The organism is Bacteroides congonensis, from assembly GCF_900130125.1.
Taxonomy (GTDB): domain Bacteria; phylum Bacteroidota; class Bacteroidia; order Bacteroidales; family Bacteroidaceae; genus Bacteroides; species Bacteroides congonensis.
The window spans coordinates 678,020-694,903 of the sequence record NZ_FQXY01000010.1; the positions used below are offsets into that span (position 1 = coordinate 678,020).

Here is a 16,884-nt window from a genome sequence, read left to right on the forward strand (position 1 = left end):
CCGTGAAGCACTTTTCTCTATAAGAGAAAATGTCTTACTTCTTTCTTTTCGCTAGATAAGACGAAGGGGTTTCATTATAGTAGCTTTTAAACAATTTATTAAAATAAGAACTACTACTGATGCCAACAGCATCCATCACTTCCTGTACGCGGTCACATCCATCGTCAAACAGTTTACGGGCATGTTTCATCCGGATCAGGTTTACATAAGAAGTAGAAGTTTCTCCTGTGATACCTTTGATTTTCCGGTGCAAATGCATACGGCTGATACCCAATTCCTTGCTTAAGAAGTCGATTGTCATTTCACTGTTATCCAGATTGTCCTCGATCAATGTGTTCAACCTGTCCATTAACTTACGGTCATAAGAAGTAAAGTTTGTCTCTATCTCCATCACAACTTTTCCGGTGAGAATATGATTTCTATACGCGGTTTGTTGCTCGATAAAGTTTTCTATTTTCTTGAGAAGTATCTTGGTATTGAAAGGTTTGCAAATATAGTCGAAAGCTCCTGCTTCAAAACCCTCTGTCTGATTATCAATATCTGTTTTCGCAGTCAGCAGAATAATAGGGATATGCGACAGAGATTCTTCCTCCCTTATTTTCCGCAACATCTCCAGACCATCCATTTCAGGCATCATCACATCGCTGACAATCAGATCAGGTACAATCTCCAATGCTTTCCGGAGTCCCTCTACCCCATTGCGGGCTTCGGAAATAATATAACGTGATTCAAGGCATTTTCGCAGATATAACCGAAGATCCATATCATCCTCCACAATCAGGAGTTTATCTCTCGAATCGGTTGCGGAAGCACCGGCCATTTCTTCTTTTGAAATCATTTCTTCAGAAAGCCACATCTGTTTTTCTTCCTGATAAGGTTGGAACTCCTTCTCACTATAAGCATCGGCCAGTCCGGGAAAGCTGATGATAAACTCCACACCGTTGTAAACGCTATCGGCAATGTTAATTTCGCCATGATGTTCTTTCATCAATGTGTCACTCAGATGTAGTCCAATGCCTGAGGAATAACGGCTGGTACCGTGATAGAAACGCTCGAACACATGCGGCTTCATATCGTCGGCTATACCGGGCCCGTTGTCCGCCACAGCTATCTCGGCAACTAACTGGCCGTTTTTCCATACGCTACGGACTATCAATTCTACAATTCCTCCGGTTTTAGTATAGCGGAAAGCATTGGACAGTATATTGTACAATACCTTTTCGATAATATCGGGATCGAACCAGCAAATCAATTCTTCGGGAGTATTCACATTAAAGTTCACCTGTTCATTACCGGCTTCCCACGCAAAAGCTTTTGCCACTTGACGGACAAACGCAGCAAGATCCATTTCTGCCACTCTAAGTGAATAACGTCCTTTCGTTATCTTTCTGAAATCCAGTAACTGATTCACCAAAAACATCATACGGCGAACATTTCGGGAAATAACTTTGAAGCGGAAATTCTGTTCCTCATCTGCCGGCCCCTTCTCCACCAAGTCATTGACCGGCCCTACAATCAGTGAAAGAGGTGTTTTAAACTCGTGAGCTATGTCAGTGAAGAACATCAGCTTCATCTCATTCATCTTCTCTTCCTGTTCCAACAGTGATTTATCTTGTTCTAACTGATATTTCAATTTCCGGTGACGATCATAAACGCGCCACACGATGAACACAACGGAAAGGAAAGCTACGGAATATAAAAGATATGCCCACCATGTATCCCACGGAGCAGGTTTTATGCAAATATCTATAGCGCGTGACACTACTTTGCCCACTACATTGGCATCGTAACCCTCTACGATAAATGTATAATTCCCCGGAGGCAAATTCTTGTACCATACTATCATATCGGTATGTGAAGCATTCACCCAGTCTTTATCCATTCCTTGCAGCATATATCTAGTTCTGTATTTCTGTATGCTGTAAAAGGGAACAGTAGTGTACTCCAGTGTAAAATCATTCTGAAAATAGGCCAACGTCAAAGACGTTTTCATATTAATAGTGGTGTCGAGCAGTACTTTATTATGCCCTTCCACAAGTGGGGTAACATACTCATTATTCACCATAAATCCGGTAAACAGGATATGAGCAGGGGGATTATTCGGAATAATCTCGGTAGGACTGAACCAATTTATTCCATTCAGTCCACCGAAAAATAGAATACCTTCCTCCGATTTGGAAGAGGCTTCGGTAAAGGTATTGGACTGTAGCCCATCGTCATAGGTGAAACGCTGAGCCAGATTGGTGGAAGGAGAATATTTGATAAGCCCTTGTGTATTCCCCATCCAAAGATTTCCAGCAGCATCTTCCTGGATAGACATGATTTTCTTATCAAGGATTTCTTCGTTCTGTATATGCTCAAAACTTTCATTGTCACTGCTTTTACGTAGCAATCCTGCATCCGTCCCCAACCACAAAGTGCCGCTGGCAGAACAAAAGATAGTCCATATCTGATTGCAGGGGATGTAAAAACTACCATTAGCCGTCACGCTGAAATTTTGTAACCCTAGTATATCACCGGAAGCATCAAGATTAATTCTAAACAGCCCGCTCGAAACAGTACCTACCCATACGCTTTTTGAACGGGCATCATAATAAAGGTCGTATATCCCTTCATTGCGCAATACTTCCGCTTTGGTATTCCAATAATCAACCCAATCTGTCCGCCCGTCCATCTTTTCAATAATCAACCCGCGCCAGGTCCCTATATACTTATTACCAAAATCATCAACAACCAAAGATGTATAGAGATTCGAACGTCCTTTTTCATTACGTGTACTGAGTGTATAAGGGACATAGGCATGGCTATCGGCGGAAGTTTGAATATAAATGCCGGAACCTGTTGCGATATAATTTCTTCCGCCAATCCCAACTACCTTCTTCATATCAAGCGGTAGACAAGCGGGAACAGACTGATATCCCTCCGGAGTAGAAAGATAGCAGATACTCTCCTTTATTCCCCGACTGACATATACATAATTCTTTCCCGCATAAATAAAGCCGATTTGCCCGGTTCCTCCATCCTGGGGAAAAGTATGGAAAGGCAAGCCATCAAGGTTGGTAAAATAAAAACCGGAGTTGGTTCCCACCCACATAATACGCTGCGCATCTACCAGTAATGCAGTGACACAATTCGATTTCAATCCGCGAGGATCGTCTGCCCGAGCCACCACCGAATCTAAGAGCGACATATTCCGGGCATCATAGGTAAGAATACCATCCGTTTCAGTTCCAACAAGAAGTTGTCCCGAATGGTCATAATGAAGCGAACGAATAACGTTGTTCACTCTTATATCGAATGTTTTGCTCTCGCCGGAAGTTGTCGGAAGCGTCTGTTTGATTACATTCACCCGAGTCGCAAACCATATATTTTCTTTCCCGTCAGATTCTACGAAAACATAATTATCCTGAGGTATGGAGCTTAGCAGTTCGCACTTTTTGCCGTCAAAAGTCCAAATACCTTGTTCTGTGGAGATATACAAGTCATTTTTTAACGTTGCAATATTGGAAACCATCAAGCCGGCAATAGGAAGTTGCAGCAATTCTGCCGTATCTCCATTTTCGTCTATACGAACAAGTCCATTGTTAGTTCCTGCATATATATTCCCATTCTTATCTTCGGCAAAAGAATAGATAACTTTGCAGTCTGATGGAGTTTTTACCCGCACAATGCGTTCTTCTGCCAAAGAGTAATAGTTAATACCATATCCGTCGGTTCCTATCCACAGGCGACGCCTCGAATCTTCCATAATACACATGATACGATTCCCCGACAAGGAATTCTCATCGCCTGTACTATGCCTGAAAATACGTATCCGCTTGCCATCATAACGGTTCAGACCATCATAAGTAGCAATCCAGATAAAGCCGAATGAATCTTCCACGATATCGGTAATATCATGCTGTGAAAGTCCGTCATTCACGCTGAGGGAATGGAATTTCAGTTGTCCCTGACTATCGGCAGAAACATAAAAGCTAGTGATAATTGCTGTCATCAGCAGGATAATACGATAAAGAGGTTTCATTGAAAGTCTACTTATAAAATGAGCTATGTTTTCCTGGCGGTAAATATAATAAATTCCCCCCTGTTCCGGTTATTCCCATATGTTAATATGGTCGGAATCGCTGATTTTGAAAGGAGATTCATAGGTTCTTGCCGGAGGATAGTCCGCCGTTCTCTCTATTTTATTGTTTCTCCACAACAATCCGTCCACTCCATAGGCATGCAGTAACAATCCTTTATCAAATGTACGGAAAGTATTATTCGTTATGCGTATGTTCTTATTATAGCGACTTTTCTCACATTCTTCATGAATACCAGCGGCAACATCTATCACAGCCTCTCCCCAAACTCCATAAAGACAGTTATCAAAGATATTGTTACGAATCACACAATCACTTACCCCTCCCTGCTCGAACCAGAAACTAGCATCCCCTTCGAACAATATCGCTGCACCGGGATTATGGAAGTAGTTGTTCTCCACCACTGTCTTACCACGACAGTTGAGCAGCATACCGCGTGCGCGGTTCCGGCGAATAGTATTCCCATAAATATGTATTTCCGGATAGGCACGTATCTCGGCGATTGCATCACCCACTCCTGCACCGACAGACAAAGGTTCAGTGAGCTTTATACGGGTAAGGCTTTTATTTATACGTTCCGCTTCGAGCACTTTATTTCTTGATTTAGTGATAAGACTCTTCCCGCCTACTATTTCTATTTCCTTCCCTTCTTTCAGGAAGTCAAAACCGAATTGCTGGCTGTGTTTGAGTTCAGCAACGACTATATCCGGCGCTTCAACGGCAACAATCTGCACATAAATACCGTGTATATTGGTAGCATCATCTTTCTGATTTTCAAAAAGATTATTCCCCAGTTCAATCTTACCTGTACAATTGGAGAAGTGAGTCGCGTCGGCTGTGCAACTTACCAACCGCCCTTCGGACGGAGTGACCCGACAACGAAGAACAGACACATTGTCTGTTCGTTGTCCCACTATTCCCATTCCACCCGAATGGTATATTGTCACTTCTTCGAACTTTATATTTCTGCTGTCGGTCAGGATAAAACCCGGATAATTGCGATGAGACGGAGCAAAAGTCATCACATTGCCGGGTATTCCTGTAAGACCGTCAAGATATACCCGAACTCTGCGGCCTCCCAATGAGTCGGCAGGCAACGGATTGCCATCAAGATAATAATCATGCACCATATAAGCAGTTTCTTTCTTCACCGGATCATATTCCAGTAGAGAGCCATAGGGGTAAACGCTCACCTTACTTACAGTGGTTTTCCGTTGTTCCTCACCCTGTCCGTCTGTAAACAGAAGTACCCCATTACTAATCCGGTAAGGATAGTTCTCCGGTATCTCTATATCAATACCACGGGCGTGATTGGCAAGAATGATAGATTCCGAATGGAAAGAACGACTGCAATCTATCGAGAAATTACGAAAGAGAATGTTCGAAGAGTGTTCCACAATAAAGGGATTCACAAATCCATGAAACACGAACTGTGAACCTTCTCCTTCAATAGTCAACTCCCTGAAATCCTCCAACAGGAATATTACACGCTTCAAGCCTTCGTCGTTATTGCTGACAAAAACATACTTATCTTTCCCATAGGCCGGATAAAAATGATAGTCCCCTTTCGGAAAAAACAAAGTAGCCCCCGGATAATGCCGGCACTCTTCAAGCGCTTTCTGCAAAGCCTGTACACAATCACTGCCACCAGATGAAGCCCCATAATCGAGTATATTGACCGTTTTACTTCCCAAACAGGAAACACTCCACACAAAAAGGAGTGCCCCTATCAACATTATCTTTGTTCTCATTATCATCTTGCCTTTATTTGTTTATCTTAATCAAATTATCCTTGTAAACCAAATTCTTGTTATTTATCAGCCATACTGTACCAGCTTGGGTATTTTTCAATATCCGCCCATGTGTTCTACGAATGCTATCACTCACCACTACTGTATTGTGTTCCACTGTTCCTCCAACTATAGAGGTAAATATCATAGCAGGCTCCGGACTGTTAATGATAGTATTGTGCCGCACACAAATCTGCCGGAAACCTCCTGCCGGAACCACTTCATTACGGGCATTGATAGCTACCACACATAATGGAGCTGCCTGTTCGATACCATAAGATGAATTGGCAAACATACAATCGATAATCCGGTTGTTCTGTACAAGCACGTTGTGGGAAAATCCCGCCTCCAGCCAAACCAGTTCCGGTGCCAAAACGATTCCTCCTAACTCGCAGCCTACTACTTCATTATTCTCAATCACTCCGTTAGAAGCTTTAATGAGAATACCCCGGGCACGTGTATGCCCCAATATATTATTGCGAAGTATAAAACCATTTCCTCCTCTTGTGAGAGAACTGACTACTCCACCATTATCGACATCAACTTTACTACTCAACGTCAAACGAGTGACATCGGAATGTTTACGTTTATCTACCGTAAAATGATACTTACTGTTGACTGCATCGAGGTCTTGCTGCGAAAAGTCGGTGGCTGTTTCCATCTTCAGCAATACACTTTCACCTGCAATACTTCCGTCGTATCTCACAAAACGAAGTGTATCACCCGGCCTCATCTTAAGTTGACCGACAGATGAAACAACGTCGACAATAGTTCCTTTAGCGGTCATCACTTTATAGAAACTTGTATTAATGGCAATACAATCATCCGCATGGTAACGGAAGATACAATTGGTTACAGTAGGTCCTACCACTGCTGCCTTACTATGAAAAGCGTCTGCGTTGATAGCTCTCAGGCGCGGGAAAGAGACACGAGGGTCATTCATCTTGCGGTCTATAACACATCCGTGATAAGAGTTTGCTTCACATTGGTCTTCAAAAAAGCCAAAACAGTTGCCCGACCATATAGTGACATTTTCCAAATGTACCTTTTTCGATTTGTACTGTACAATAGAATGAGGGCGCGTACCCGCCCCACTTTCCAATGTCATCGTCAGATAGTCTCCTACCTGCTCATTAGAGTCGGCATTGAAATTTTTCTTTGTAAAGCGAAAACGACGGTCACCGACACGTATTACAGAGGCAAAGTTTCCCCGCCAATAAGTGTAGAGATTCCTACGAAGTGTAAGGGTGGCAGGGTCAAATACCTGTATGCGGTCGGGTACAGTGGTAAGCAAACTTTCCATCGGATACCCTGCCATAATCTCTACTTCCCACCACATACGGCGTTCTCTGTCCATGTTGACAATCGTGCCTTGTGTAAAGGGAAGGGGTTGGCAATCTATACTGAGATTCTTCAGCACTACATTTTCACATTCTGTAATTTGTATAGCTTGCGAAGCCTTTCTGGTAATTATTTCCGAACCATTACAATCGATGACTACTCCGGAAAGTCCTTTTAAATGAAGCGGTTCTCCTCCTTCCAATGCCATATAATAGATTCCTGCCGGAATACTGATTTCTTTTTCTCCTGTACGCAGAGACTCATAAACTATATCAGCAAAGTCTTTTTCCTGCACTTTCAGTTCCTGTGCATTAAGTACAGACAAAAAACAGCAAGCATAGCACGCTACCACCAAATATTTATAAAAATTCATCGCTTTTATTTTATAGTGATTTTTTCAGTAGAAGGAGTAAATGGCCGGAGACTTCCATCTTCCCCGAAAGGGATAGGATCAATACAGAGTTTTCCCTGTGATTTACCACCCGATTCGCCACGGTAAGAGAACCATTCTTTTCCATCAGGTCCGGTAAATACGGCAATATGCCCGCCCAAGAAAATTTGTGGCTGCTTCACATAAGGTCCCCAAATATTATCAGCCATCGATACTCCCACCCAATAACCGGTAGTAAGTCCACTATTGTTATTCTCCGGTTCTTGTTCCTTCTTATAAGGTGAACCGGTGAAAAGAACATATTTGTTTCCTCGCTTAATCATCCACGGGGCTTCCATATAGTCGGGACTGAAAGACAGACCGATATCGGCATTATCCCTGTTCACCACCTTCCGTCGCTCGCCCACCAGCTTAATGTCCCCCTTCTTTATACCCGACAGATCGGCTTCTTGAACAAATGTATCGCTAAAGGGCATTACCGAATAGAACTTGCCATCCGTATCAGCAAAGAGATGTGTATCACACCCCGAACCGGGAAGCCAGGTAATATATTCATAAGGACCGGTAGGTTTATCTGCTACACCGACAAATCCGACATATCCCATTTCACCACGCACATTATATTCATCTTTTATCCAATTATCAGCATAAAATATAATGTAATATTTACCATTCATCTTGCGTAATTCAGGAGCCCAGAAACGATGTTTATAAGGACAGTCTTCCGGTAGCTCACTCGACTTGACAATCCAATTTTCAAACTTCCAGTTCTTGAGGTCCTTCGATGAGTAAAGCCTGATACCCGGAGATGAATTCATGTCCGGCAACGCGGGATTGCGGCTAGTATGATGAGTAAACGGAAAATGAGTATATACAAGATAATATGTATCTCCGTCACGCATAATACACGGGTCACGCAATTCGGTTTTTATCTGCTCCTCTTGCCCGTTGAAATAGGGATACGAGAATGGAAGAGGATTCTGGTACGTGAAAGGCAGCTGTGTCTGTGATTGTCCTTCTTCATTTTTCTCGCCTTTAGCATTGTTGCAACTGGTAAAGAGAATAATGCCAAACAGGCATGAAACCAGTAATGTAGAAGCCTTTAATACTTTCATAATCAGATTTTGTTTAGTTTATTATTCTTTCTCAATGTCTACATGAACAGACCGTTCCATAATGAAAGGTTCTACCTGTCGTGAGGAGAACGGGTAATCGTCCGAACGGATAATTTTATTATTTCTGAACACAAATCCATCCACCGAAACGGCACTCACTATCCGGGAATCGACCAACCGGAATTCATTATTCTCCACCAACACATTCCGGTTGAAACGAGGTACATCTGCGGGTTCCGGTTCTTTTCCCGCATCCATCGAGATAATTGCCCTCCCCCAGTTACCGAACATACAGTTATCGAATATATTGTTGCGTATGGTCATATTGCTTACTCCACCCTGTTCAAACCAGTATTGTGAATCACCTCCCGTCATTATTGCCGCTCCACCGATATGAAATGTACATCCCTCTACCAATATATTGGTGCGCGACCCCAACAAGACTCCCCTTGCACGGTTTCGTCGACAAACGGTATTGCGCAGAACAATAGCGGGGGTTACCGTAGCACCGACAACATCATTTATCTTTATATTCTCCGGCAACCTGTCGGAAAAGGTAATTTCTGTGAAGTCTTTATTAAGCCGTTTCACCAAGTCTATTTGAGCATGTGCATAAGTAACCATAGTTTTTGCATCTACCATCTCGACAGAATCCTTCGGGTTAAATATATCCATTCCTAACTGTTCATGATGAACCAGTTGCACAAGTAATTTATATGGGTTTATTTTCTTCTTAATCCGCATATAAATTCCGTGTATATTGGTGGCATCATCCATTTGGTTCTCGAACAGACAGCCTTCGATCCGTATCTTTCCCGTGCAATTGGAAAAATGGGTAGCATCAGCAGTACAACTCACGACCTTACCTGAAGGCGGGGTCACTACCATTTTACGAACAGTCAAATTCTTGCTCATTTGAGCAATGAATCCCATGCCACCACTATTATACATTGTTATGTTATCTACCTCAATGTCTTCACACCGATGTGCTACAATATTGGGAACTAAGCGATGATTAGGAGCAAAAACCATTTTGTTTCCCGGTGTGCCCTGAATATCGGGAATGTGCAAACGGACACTACATGGTCCGGTCTGTTCGGCTTTGAGATTATTACCGATATAATAATCCCGTGCCATGTAAGCAGTTTCTTTACGTATAGGATCGAACTCTAACAGATTACCGAACGGATATTCAATTTTCCCTGTTTCATCATAAAACTTCAGACGTTCATTCTCCACTTTGAACGGGTATTCTTCGGAAAAAGAGACTTCCAGTTTACCATTTCCCACACTCAGAATCTCTCCTTCACTTTGAAAGGTTCTAGCAAAATTAATAGAGAAACCGGTTAACTTTACATTCCGGCAATTCTCTAGCACAAAAGGCAAGGTATATCCATGAAACACGAATTGTGCTCCGGAAGCCGAAATTTCGAAATCCGTCATTCCTTTGAGCAGGAAAGCAACACTTTTCAAACCGTCATGATTGTTACTAATAAACAGATATGTCTCAAAGGTCTGTTTTGGATAGAAATCATATCTTCCCGGTTCAATGATAAGCTTTGCCACGCGATGTCCGGCACAATACTCCAATGCTTTGCGTATGAAGCCGGAAGCATCTTCACCAGTATCAGGTTTCAGCCCGAAAACAGAAGCATCAACCGTTTCGCCTTGTTTATGAACAGATGTACAAGCCATACAGAAAAGCACAGCAAGTGACACGGTAAGAATTCTTGTTATCACATTCTTTTTCATCTTATTTGATTCCTTTATACGAGAAATTTCTGAAAATAGCACTCCCTGTTCCCAAAGCATAAATACCGGGCCGTATGGTCATTCCACCAAAACTAGTCAGATTATTGACAAAATCGACACGCTTCCATGTATCTCCCCCATCTTTACTATACCAATAAAGTAAATCACCATGATCTTGGGAAAGCCTGAATCGAATTACGTCCCCGCAATTTACATCGGCAATCTTTTCACGATGATAATCTCCTCCGGCAAGACGATATAGTGTATTACCATCCACCTCAAGTCCCAAATAATCATTGATTCCGGCATACAGAATGAGTCCGCTACGTACTTTTTCCGAGGATTGCACAGTTACTTCTACCTGATAGTAATCATTCACCGGATCTATAACCAAAGGCCGACTGTCTGATGGTGAATTACCTTCCGCTTTCAGTTGAAGAAAGCCACTACCGACAGTCACTCTCTTACGACTGTCTCCTTTAATAAGTTTCCACTGGAGTCCCAGTTTATCTTCTCCAAAATTATCCGATAACCTCATCATTGTACCGACTTTGCTACCGTTTACCGGCTTTCTTATTCGTCCGGCGGGATCAACCCCTTCGGGTATTTTGTACCAACCGTCTGCTGTCCACTCCACAGGAAGCATCAGCACTTGCCGCCCCATGCTGCGCAGTTTATTTTCGTATGCATGAAAGATGATATACCATTCCCCTTCCGGAGTATCAATCAGTGTACCATGTCCCATCGAAGCCCATTTCGCTGAACGATCGGATGTTTTAACTATAGGATTGTAAGGGCTATGTTCCCAAGGCCCGTAAGGAGTATGCGAACGGGAGGTGGTAATCATGTGTCCTGTGGGAGGTCCCGCAGTCCCTCCCTGCGCCACTGTCATATAATACCAACCATTCCGGTAAGTCAATTTGGGCGATTCAAGGCAGAAACATTCTACAATCCAGTCCTTCGGGTATTGCCATCCTTCATAAACCTTTTTCTTAGGGGTAACAGCTTTCAAGCCATCGGAGGATAACTCTACCATATATCCTGCATCTACATGGAGATACCGCTTGCCATCCGGTGTGGCGATGTGTCCGGGATCGATGCCGGATACTCCCACATCTACCGGTTTGCTCCATGGTCCGGCAGGATCTTTGGCCGTAATTACGTACACAGTCCCACGATCCGGAACCGGTAGATAGATATAATAAAGTTCACCGTGCTTAATGAAATCAGCTGCCCATACGGGAGTTCCAAAATCTTCGGTCAAAGCGTACGTCAACGGTTCCCAATTCACCAAATCACGCGAATGCCATATCAGCATACTGGGGGTACTATGAGTAGCCGTATGATTAGTCATATAATAATCTTTACCGACACGCAGCACTGTCGGGTCCCCCCAATCGCCCTTGAGAATGGGATTCATATAATAACCGTCACCCTGATCTGCCTGCCAGGAATTCTCAGTGACCGTTATCATTCTGTCCGACTGCTGTGGCTGTGCATTAATATGTGTTGCTACAACAAGCGTCAGAAAGACTGCTGATAGAAACTTCATTTTACTTTTCATCATCCTGATTTTTACATTCAGCAAGTGCACTCCAACTCCTTTCAGAGAAAGCACTTGCTGAACTTGAATTAATTACCTAATCTAGACCTGTATATCTGAAACTTTTTACCTTGACCATTCCTTTACCCGAACCAAATACCCCAGGACGTAATATTCCCCAATCCGACAATGCGTTATGGTGGAAACCGGACAAATCTCGAACAAAATCGGCTCTCGTCCACTCCTTCCCGTCGATACTCCAATAACAAAGCAAGTCGTGATGGTCATTGACAATCTTCAGCCACACATGTTCACCCAAACCTCCGGCAAACTTCGACTTACCACCATGCGGAAAAAGCATACATACATTTCCATCTTCCAATGACATACCCACATAGTAGCGTTGGTTGTAATAAAATACCAGTCCACCTTCAGTACCTTTCGGAGCTATTATCTCAGCCTCTATTCCATAAAAATTATTCTGTGGCATCAACACTAAAGGATAAGTTTCGGAAGGAAATTTACTATCGCATCTTATATTCAAAGCATTATCTGCAACAGTAAATTTTGTTTTGTCAGCATTTTCTATGACCGACCACTGGCGCCCCAATACCGTTCCTCGGAAATCATCTGAAAGCTGCATACCATGTTGCACCGCAGTACCCTGAGGCTTTTTAATCGGAAGATCTACATCCACCCCGTTCGGTACGCGAAACCAACCGTCTTCTGTCCATTCTATCGGTAATAGTAGAGTCTGGCGACCGATAGTACGGTTTTCCCGTTCATAACCATGGAACATAATCCACCACTTACCATCCGGAGAATCAACCAATGTGCCATGCCCGGTAGAAACCCATTTAGAATCGCGGCGGGTATTCCTGATAATAGGATTGAAAGGACTGTTTTCCCATGGTCCGAAGGGAGTTCGAGAACGTGCGGAAATAGTCATGTGGCTAGTGGGCGGTCCTGCCGTTCCACCCTGAGCGGAAGTGAGGTAATACCAGCCATTCTTATACGTCAGTTTAGGAGATTCGAGGCAGAAACATTCTACAATCCAGTCGGAAGGAAACTTCCAGCCATCGTAAATATGTATCATCTCACCCGTTACACTCAACCCATCATCAGACAACGGGACGATATTGCCGCCCGACATATGCAAGTAGCGTTTTCCATCAGGTGCAACAACGTGTCCGGGATCTATCTCACCTATATTCAAGTCAACCGGATCGCTCCAAGGGCCACGCGGATCTTTTGCCGTTACCACATAATTCTTACCATTTGCCGGGAAATAAATATAATAGATATCTTTATGCTTAATCATATCAGGAGCCCAAACGCTACCTACAAATTTATTAAGAGCATGTGCAACGGGTTCCCAATTCACTAAATCACGGGAATGCCAAATAGTAAGCCCCGGCATATCAGTAAACGAAGAATGAGTCATATAATAGTCTTCACCGTCGCGTATCACACTAGGATCGGCATAATTACCACACATCACCGGATTAAGAAAAGTCCCCCTTCCCGTGTCCGCCTTATAACGCCTCTCCATATGAGAAGTGCCGTCTTTCTGTGCACTGGTTATCGAAAACTGAGTGAACAAGGTTAACACCCCCAATAAACATATTACTCTTTTGAACATCTTTCTTTATGTTTTAATAATTATTATCTCCACCTGCATTAGTCAGCAGGCGGAGACCTTTTGCTTCCATCTAGTCAAAAGCCAACTGGTTGAACTGATTGATATTGAAGATACGAAAGAAAGATGCTCTTCCGAAGCTGGCAACAAAGCCGATAGATACTTCCATTTCCTCCTCCACCGTAAACTTAAAATCCCATTCCCAACTTTTCTCCTGAATATACCAGTTCTTATATCCGGTTTCTTCAGCTGTTTTACGGAACTTGAGTCCACCCAATACATTGGGATTATTGTCGATGTCCGTAATATCGGGCATTGTATTTCCTTTCACAGCGATGAAATTCAAATTCAAAAAACAAGGGCTTCCCTCTGACACTCCATTGGGTTCTATACCGCTTGCACCAACATTGAAATTAACATAGTATTCTCCACGCGGCAGCTTCTTGGTACACCAGATATGAGCATTGCTTGCTTTCACACCATCAGGCCATGGAGAAGGCTCCATATGGATGATACCATCATCACCCGGTCCCCAGCCTCCTACTGAAATAGACCCCTCAGTGATATAACGTACGTTTGAATTCATATTCCAATCCTTCAGCGTACTGAAAGGACCCACGAAAACACCATCATTCTGGAAAGGACGTACTCCGTTGGGGAAGAACCAGGTGACACCTTTTTTATCCCATATTTCCACCTTACCTTCTTTCATATCACCTGTTCCTAGTATTCCCGTCGATTTCAAAGTTACCATCTTACGTCCCTTCGTTGCATAGACGTGTGTAGGATTCATCTCTGTCGAAGTAGCTCCATCTCCAAAATCCCACAAAACAGATACTGCCCCATTGGATGTATTGGTAAATATAATCCGATTTGGATTGGCGTCATCCTGCTTGTAAGTGAATGAGGAAACCACCTCCATAAATTTGGTATCTATCACTACAACTGTCGTATTCAAGCCTTTCGAAACTTCCCTGTCCTGGCTGTCGATATGAATGGCAATAGCAAATAGTTCATTAATATTGCTTTCGAGGAAATCAAAATCAACATCCAATGTGAACTTACCTGTATCTTCTCCGGATGGGATCGATACTCCGGACGGCAAAGTGTATTTTCCCTCAGGCAGCACTTTGACTTCTCGTACATTGCCGCTTTCATCCACATACTTAAGCGTCTCCGCCTCCACCATTTTGGCTATCGTATCATTCTGTACAAAGATATTCACGCATACTTCACCTCCTTTGTCCATCCCCCCGCGTGAAACACTTAGAGGTATGATGAACTTGCCGTTCTCGAAGTCGAGTTTAAAGCGATAAGCCTCATTTTCAGAAGCAGGCGGAGTGTTCACATCATAAACTCCGTAAGAAGCCGTCGTTAGATATATTTTCTGCTGAGGGTAGTCAGCGTCTGCTATCTCCTTGTATTCGCACGAATACAAAAACAGGATGATGCCCAAAGGGAGAAAAATACCATATATCTGTTTACCTATCTTTTTCATCTTCATTTGATTTTATCTGGGTTCACTATTACCAAAGCGGGTTTTGAGGCCAGCCGGTCACATTTATTTCATTCAGAGGAATGGGATAGAAATACATCCTCGGCTCAAAGACTCGGGTTTCTACTTCATTGGGTTGGTAGACGAAACCTGTTGGAGATTTAGTAACTCTTACTCCTCTCAGTTTCAGGTTCTCCACCTTATCTGCAATCATCCAGCGACGGGCATCCCATGCACGATGATCTTCGAATGCCAATTCCACCCGGCGTTCGTTACGAATAAATTCACGGACATCTTCCTGCCCCGTGACTGTCATTCCGGGCATTTTTACATTCTGCCGGTCGCGTACCATATCAACATATTTCTTGATATCAGCATTTCCCGGATCACATTCATTCAAAGCTTCCGCATAGTTAAGATAAATCTCTGCCAACCGGAAATAAGGCCACACATGAACAGACGTACCATTCTCGAGCAAATTGATATTTTCATCCAAAAACTTCTTCAAGTAGTATCCGGTACGGGTACTTCTTTCAATCGGCTGCCCATCTTTACCACCTTCCCATATTTCTACCGGACGCCCCTTATAGGTATCGTTATTAGTGATGATACTCATTTTGAGGCGCGGATCGCGATCGGCATAGGGATCAGCATCATTTGCCAACTTAGTCCAGTCAAACATTTCTCCGTTTGACTTCTGATAAGCATCTACAAGATTACCGGACGGCATATTCCCTGTACCTCCTCCCAAATAACCAATCGGATAGTTAATTCTTTCCAAGTCGTTAGACTGGCTTTCTATCCTGAACAGTATCAATTCGGAAATATTAGCATCCTTCCCTATTTTGCTATAATCATTACAAAGCGAGTAAGGTGATTCGGGCATCAGAATCAAATCTTTGGCTGCCTGTGCAGCTTCCGCCCACTTAGTACGCCTGTCTCCAGTAAGTGAAATCAATTCCGGATGTTCATAACCTTTTGTCCATGCAGAATTGTTATAAAGATCACTCGCCGCATAAAGCAATACACGACTTCTCAATGCAAGAGCGGCTCCTTTGGTTATTCTGCCGTAATCAAGATTCTCTTCATAACTTACCGGAAGCCCTTCATCACCTGCCAGTTCTTTACATTCACCGACTATAAAATCGATTACATCCTGCAAAGGGCGACGGGTCAACACTGTATAATCGTCTTTCAAAGAGTAAGTACGATCCATCACCGGAATGCCACCATAGCGCTTCATCAGTTCGAAATGATAGAATGCACGTAGGAAACGCGCTTCTTTTTTCCGGTTCTCCAATTTGGCCAGGTTCTTACGGTATATGATTTGCTGATTCTCGTCGGGATCCATCTTCCATTGGTCGAAGTCTACATTATCACAATTCTCGAGAAACAGGTTACATCTGCGTATAGCATCGAAATAATGCCCCCACTTATTGTCCGGATTCAACCGTTCGCTCCACGAACCTTGATTGAAGTTCTGTACATTAGCCCACTGTACAACAAATTCAGCCTCATCTGTGGCAGATGCCATCATTGCATCGTCTATATACTTAAATCCACGCAGTAACGGTCCGTACAGTCCATTTGCCCGCATCATGGTATAATCGAAGTTCCGATAAGCATACTGAGGACTGATGTCCGTTTGTATCTCCCTATCGAGGTCACAGCTGCCTAACAAGCATAAAGAGGTAAGTGCTATAATATATACTGACTTTTTCATCATTCAGAATTTA

9 protein-coding genes are annotated in these 16,884 nt (G+C 43.2%); all 9 read right to left on the reverse strand.

Annotated elements, in window-relative coordinates; translation table 11 throughout:
* Positions 1–34: 34 nt before the first annotated feature.
* The 9 genes from BQ7997_RS14080 to BQ7997_RS14120 all read right to left on the reverse strand — a co-directional run bounded on the left by BQ7997_RS14080 (position 35) and on the right by BQ7997_RS14120 (position 16,874).
* Positions 35–4,024 (reverse strand): hybrid sensor histidine kinase/response regulator transcription factor, encoded by a 3,990-nt coding sequence (locus BQ7997_RS14080; RefSeq protein WP_073346956.1) that lies wholly within the window; start codon positions 4,022–4,024, stop codon positions 35–37.
* Between the two features lie 69 nt (positions 4,025–4,093).
* Complete coding sequence (locus BQ7997_RS14085; protein ID WP_159436766.1) at positions 4,094–5,833, reverse strand: alpha-1,3-galactosidase-related protein; 1,740 nt, start codon at positions 5,831–5,833, stop codon at positions 4,094–4,096.
* 13 nt (positions 5,834–5,846) lie between these two features.
* A complete protein-coding gene (locus tag BQ7997_RS14090; RefSeq protein ID WP_073346958.1) occupies positions 5,847–7,586 on the reverse strand; it encodes a right-handed parallel beta-helix repeat-containing protein in 1,740 nt (579 codons plus the stop codon).
* A gap of 5 nt (positions 7,587–7,591) precedes the next feature.
* Positions 7,592–8,719 carry a glycoside hydrolase family 43 protein gene (locus tag BQ7997_RS14095; RefSeq protein ID WP_073346959.1) on the reverse strand — a complete coding sequence of 376 codons (1,128 nt, stop codon included), beginning with the start codon at positions 8,717–8,719 and terminating at the stop codon, positions 7,592–7,594.
* 21 nt (positions 8,720–8,740) lie between these two features.
* Positions 8,741–10,459, reverse strand: coding sequence for an alpha-1,3-galactosidase-related protein (locus BQ7997_RS14100; protein WP_159436767.1), 1,719 nt, complete (start codon positions 10,457–10,459; stop codon positions 8,741–8,743).
* Positions 10,460–10,472: 13 nt separating this feature from the next.
* Positions 10,473–12,038, reverse strand: a complete 1,566-nt coding sequence (locus BQ7997_RS14105) for a family 43 glycosylhydrolase (RefSeq protein WP_083589243.1) — start codon at positions 12,036–12,038, stop codon at positions 10,473–10,475.
* Positions 12,039–12,111: 73 nt separating this feature from the next.
* Positions 12,112–13,656: a family 43 glycosylhydrolase gene (locus BQ7997_RS14110; RefSeq protein WP_083589244.1), complete on the reverse strand. Its 1,545-nt coding sequence runs from the start codon at positions 13,654–13,656 to the stop codon at positions 12,112–12,114.
* A 70-nt stretch (positions 13,657–13,726) separates the two neighbouring features.
* Positions 13,727–15,151 (reverse strand): DUF5013 domain-containing protein, encoded by a 1,425-nt coding sequence (locus BQ7997_RS14115; protein ID WP_159436768.1) that lies wholly within the window; start codon positions 15,149–15,151, stop codon positions 13,727–13,729.
* Positions 15,152–15,179: 28 nt separating this feature from the next.
* The gene (locus tag BQ7997_RS14120) at positions 15,180–16,874 is read right to left on the reverse strand and encodes a RagB/SusD family nutrient uptake outer membrane protein (protein WP_097677807.1); all 1,695 of its coding nucleotides are present in this window, start codon (positions 16,872–16,874) and stop codon (positions 15,180–15,182) included.
* Between the last annotated feature and the right edge of the window lie 10 nt (positions 16,875–16,884).